Source organism: Paenisporosarcina sp. P5_A11, assembly GCF_056400705.1.
Map to the genome: position 1 here is coordinate 1 of NZ_JBFUKT010000253.1, position 3391 is coordinate 3391.

Annotated in this window: 6 protein-coding genes; 1 reads left to right on the forward strand and 5 read right to left on the reverse strand. The window is 37.4% G+C overall.

Features of this window, described 5'->3' with window-relative positions; translation table 11 throughout:
- Positions 1-19: 19 nt before the first annotated feature.
- The gene (locus AC1DOS_RS18830; RefSeq protein ID WP_477538736.1) at positions 20-238 is read right to left on the reverse strand and encodes a DUF1659 domain-containing protein; all 219 of its coding nucleotides are present in this window, start codon (positions 236-238) and stop codon (positions 20-22) included.
- 121 nt (positions 239-359) lie between these two features.
- Here AC1DOS_RS18830 and AC1DOS_RS18835 point away from each other — a divergent pair, with 121 nt between their 5' ends.
- The gene (locus tag AC1DOS_RS18835; RefSeq protein WP_108587938.1) at positions 360-791 is read left to right on the forward strand and encodes a DUF2621 domain-containing protein; all 432 of its coding nucleotides are present in this window, start codon (positions 360-362) and stop codon (positions 789-791) included.
- Between the two features lie 58 nt (positions 792-849).
- Here AC1DOS_RS18835 and AC1DOS_RS18840 read toward each other — a convergent pair whose 3' ends face one another.
- From AC1DOS_RS18840 to AC1DOS_RS18855, 4 genes are all read right to left on the reverse strand, one after another.
- Positions 850-1368, reverse strand: a complete 519-nt coding sequence (locus tag AC1DOS_RS18840) for a CcdC family protein (protein ID WP_477538737.1) — start codon at positions 1366-1368, stop codon at positions 850-852.
- Position 1369: 1 nt separating this feature from the next.
- Positions 1370-1690, reverse strand: a complete 321-nt coding sequence (locus AC1DOS_RS18845; RefSeq protein WP_477538738.1) for a thioredoxin family protein — start codon at positions 1688-1690, stop codon at positions 1370-1372.
- Between the two features lie 38 nt (positions 1691-1728).
- Positions 1729-2439 carry a cytochrome c biogenesis CcdA family protein gene (locus tag AC1DOS_RS18850; protein ID WP_108587935.1) on the reverse strand — a complete coding sequence of 237 codons (711 nt, stop codon included), beginning with the start codon at positions 2437-2439 and terminating at the stop codon, positions 1729-1731.
- 121 nt (positions 2440-2560) lie between these two features.
- Positions 2561-3391, reverse strand: an 831-nt coding sequence (locus AC1DOS_RS18855; RefSeq protein ID WP_477538739.1) for an ABC transporter ATP-binding protein, incomplete at its 5' end; no start/stop codon positions are given.

Genomic DNA, 3391 nt, shown 5'->3' on the forward strand with positions numbered 1-3391 from the left:
ATGTTACTCCTCCTCTCCATTAGTTTTGAATGTTACCAGTTGAAATTTTCTCTGCAGCCAAGATCGGATAAGATGAAAAACCAGAAAGAATACTAGTCACATCCATTAATTGTTCAGCTGTTGCAGATTCATGAATATTTCGATAAGAACTTGCTTTTTTTATTACTTTTCCATCTTGCGTCATCCCTACATCATACGTTAATCGAACTACGGCTCCCTTAAAGTCAACGATTGCCATGTTATTTCACCCCCTTTCCCTCTTTAGATAGAGAGAAATTCAAGAAAAGGATACATCGGGCGTGTTATTTTACGCAGAACCTTTTATAATAGAAGAATAGTTGTTATAAGAGGTGAGAGCGTTGGGTTTAGATGGATGGTTTTTATGGTTTATTGTATTTTGGGTTTTTGTATTAGCTGGACTTTTTGCCATTGGTGGTTATTTTATGTTCCGCAAATTTTTAAAAGTGTTACCGAAAGACGATGGAAAATCGATGCTTGATTGGGAAGAGTATTATGTGAATGAATCCCTTCATCTATGGGGAGATCAGGCAAAAGTCATGTTAAATGAACTTGTTACACCTGTTCCTGACTTATTTCGGCCAGTTGCCAAACAAAAAATAGCTGGTAAAGTCGCACAAATTGCTCTAGAAGAAAATGCATCCTCTATCGAAAATGATCATTTAATTCGTGGGTATATTCAAGCAACACCAAAGCGAGATCATAAATTCTTACGTAAAAAGTTAGAGTCTATGGAAATTGACATGTCGCCATATGAACATTTATTTAGATAGAAGAGCAGCTATTAAACTGACTTAACTGTTAGATGAAATAACAAAGAAAAAGCCGACCTTATGAAGAAAGGGTCGGCTTTTGTGTGGATTTATTTTGTATTGTTTTTTCGAGCTTTTTATATTGAAGCAACATAGCAATGCGCCATGGCACGATCATACCAAACGCAAGTAACCAAAACATTCCACTTAACTCTCCTACATCGATGGTCGAACTTAAAATGATTTTACCAATTAATCGAACTCCCAATAACCCAATTAAAATGAATACAAATGCTTTTGATTGTTTTAAATAAATGTCACCATTTTTCACTTCAAATCTTGATGTCCAGATTAAGACTGTAGAAAAAAGAAGTCCTACTCCTATTGATTCAAGAATTTGAAGCGGTGGCACTCGGAAATACTCGAAAACAAACATAAATGCACCCGTCGACATGAAAAGTGGTGGTAATATAATTTTTTTTACACTAGCGGGCTTTTTAGCCGACTTTGCTCTTACCGTCATAACAAGTGTCCCCATAACGACTGCCATTATGGTTGAACCAATGACTATCCACTGCGAAGGAATTTGGTCAAACATGCTATTCCTCCCATTTCTTTAATTCTTGTAGTTTTTCTATTACTTCTTGTACGGGAACGAACCGCGCATACCGGGCGTACTCTTTGCCTTGTTTCATTAAAATGACAACAGGTGCTGTGAATAAACTGAGTTGCCCTGCTAGTTCAGGTACTTCTGCCGCATTCACAACATAAAACGGAAAAGTTGAATCGCTTTCGAGTGCTGCGATTTGTGGAAATAACCCTTCACATACCGAGCAGTTGGTCGTTTTCACAAATAGTAAGAGATGTTTCTCTTGTTGAATGATATCTAGCCACTGCTCGTAGTGTGTAATGGATTTCATCTTCAACATCATCTCTTTCCATAATCTTATTTTACTTGTTAAAACCCTTGGAAGTCACCAAAAATCGGACTTAAAATACGGATAATGTACGTCATGCCGTCAAAGAACAATAAAATACCGACTGCAATCATAATAATACCACCAATTTTGACGATTTTTGCATTGTGTTTTCGAATCCAATTCATGCGTGTAATGAAGAACGATAGGACAAAGAATGGAATCGCAAATCCTAATATATAAGCTAACATATACCATACACCAGACCCTGGATTTGAAGCTCCAAGTAATAATACAGCCCCTAAAATTGGCCCTGTACAAGGCGTCCATCCAGCTGCGAAAGCCATACCAATAACAATAGTTCCTAAGTAACCAGATGGTCTATTTTTAAATTGTAATTTTCGGTCTTTCATTAAAAATTCTGGTTTAAATACACCGATTACTATTAAACCAAACAACACAATAAAAATAGCTCCAATTTGTCTAATAACATCTTGGTATTGAATATACGCGGTATTGACAAAGTTTGTTCCAAATCCCAGCGCTATAAAGATGAATGAAAAACCGAGTAAGAAAAATAGCGTATGCAACATACCACGTTTTTGCAAGATACCACGATCAGTTTTCAATTCGTCTAACGTCATACCTGTGATATAAGAAAGAAATGCTGGATATAATGGCAAAGTACAAGGCGAGATGAAGCTTAAAAAGCCTGCTCCAAATGCCAATAATAAATTGATATCTGTCGTCATCAAAGTCGCTCCTTTATAATTCTTCTAACATCGTAACAAATAATCAGTCAAATGACTTCATTATTGATTGTGACATTTTTTTGTCTAAGCAAAAGAGGACACAATTGTGTCCTCTTTTAGATTATACGGTCTCTTCTACAATACCATTTTGTAGTAAATACATTTTGTGATAAAGACCTTTACTAGCAAGCAATTGTTGGTGATTGCCTCGTTCGACGACTTCCCCTTGATGAAGAACGAGAATTAATTCAGCATCTTGAATGGTACTTAAACGGTGCGCAATGGCAATCGTCGTTCGTCCTTGACGCATTTTTTCTAAACTTGATTGAATGGCAACTTCAGTTTCAGTATCAATGTTTGCGGTCGCTTCATCGAGCACTAAGATTTTCGGGTCTGTCGCCATGGTGCGTGCGAATGCCACGAGTTGTCGTTGACCACTTGAAAATGTCGAGCCCCGCTCCGTTACTTTTTGTTTGTAGCCGTCTGGTAACTGATTAATGAAGGCATCGGCTTGCACGAATTCAGCAGCAGCTCGCACTTCTTCGTCAGTCATAGCTTGATTGTGCAGACGAATATTACTTTCAATGTCCCCGAAGAATAAGAAAGGATCTTGTAGGACGAGGCCCATTTTTTGACGTAACTCTTGCACTTTAAAGTTCTTTACAGACTCTCCATCTATTAATATATCACCTTGTTCAAATTCATAAAAACGCATTAATAAATTAATAATGGAACTCTTTCCACTTCCCGTATGACCGACCAATGCGACTGTTTCTCCAGGGTTCGCTGTAAATGAAATGTTCTTCAACACATCTGTTTTACCGTCATATGAGAATGTCACATTATTGAATTCAATTTTCCCAGCTTCAATCCGAGCGTTTGTATTTGCTTGAGCGGGAACGAGTTCCTCTTCATCTAATAATTTAAAGACACGAGAAGCGGCAACAATAGC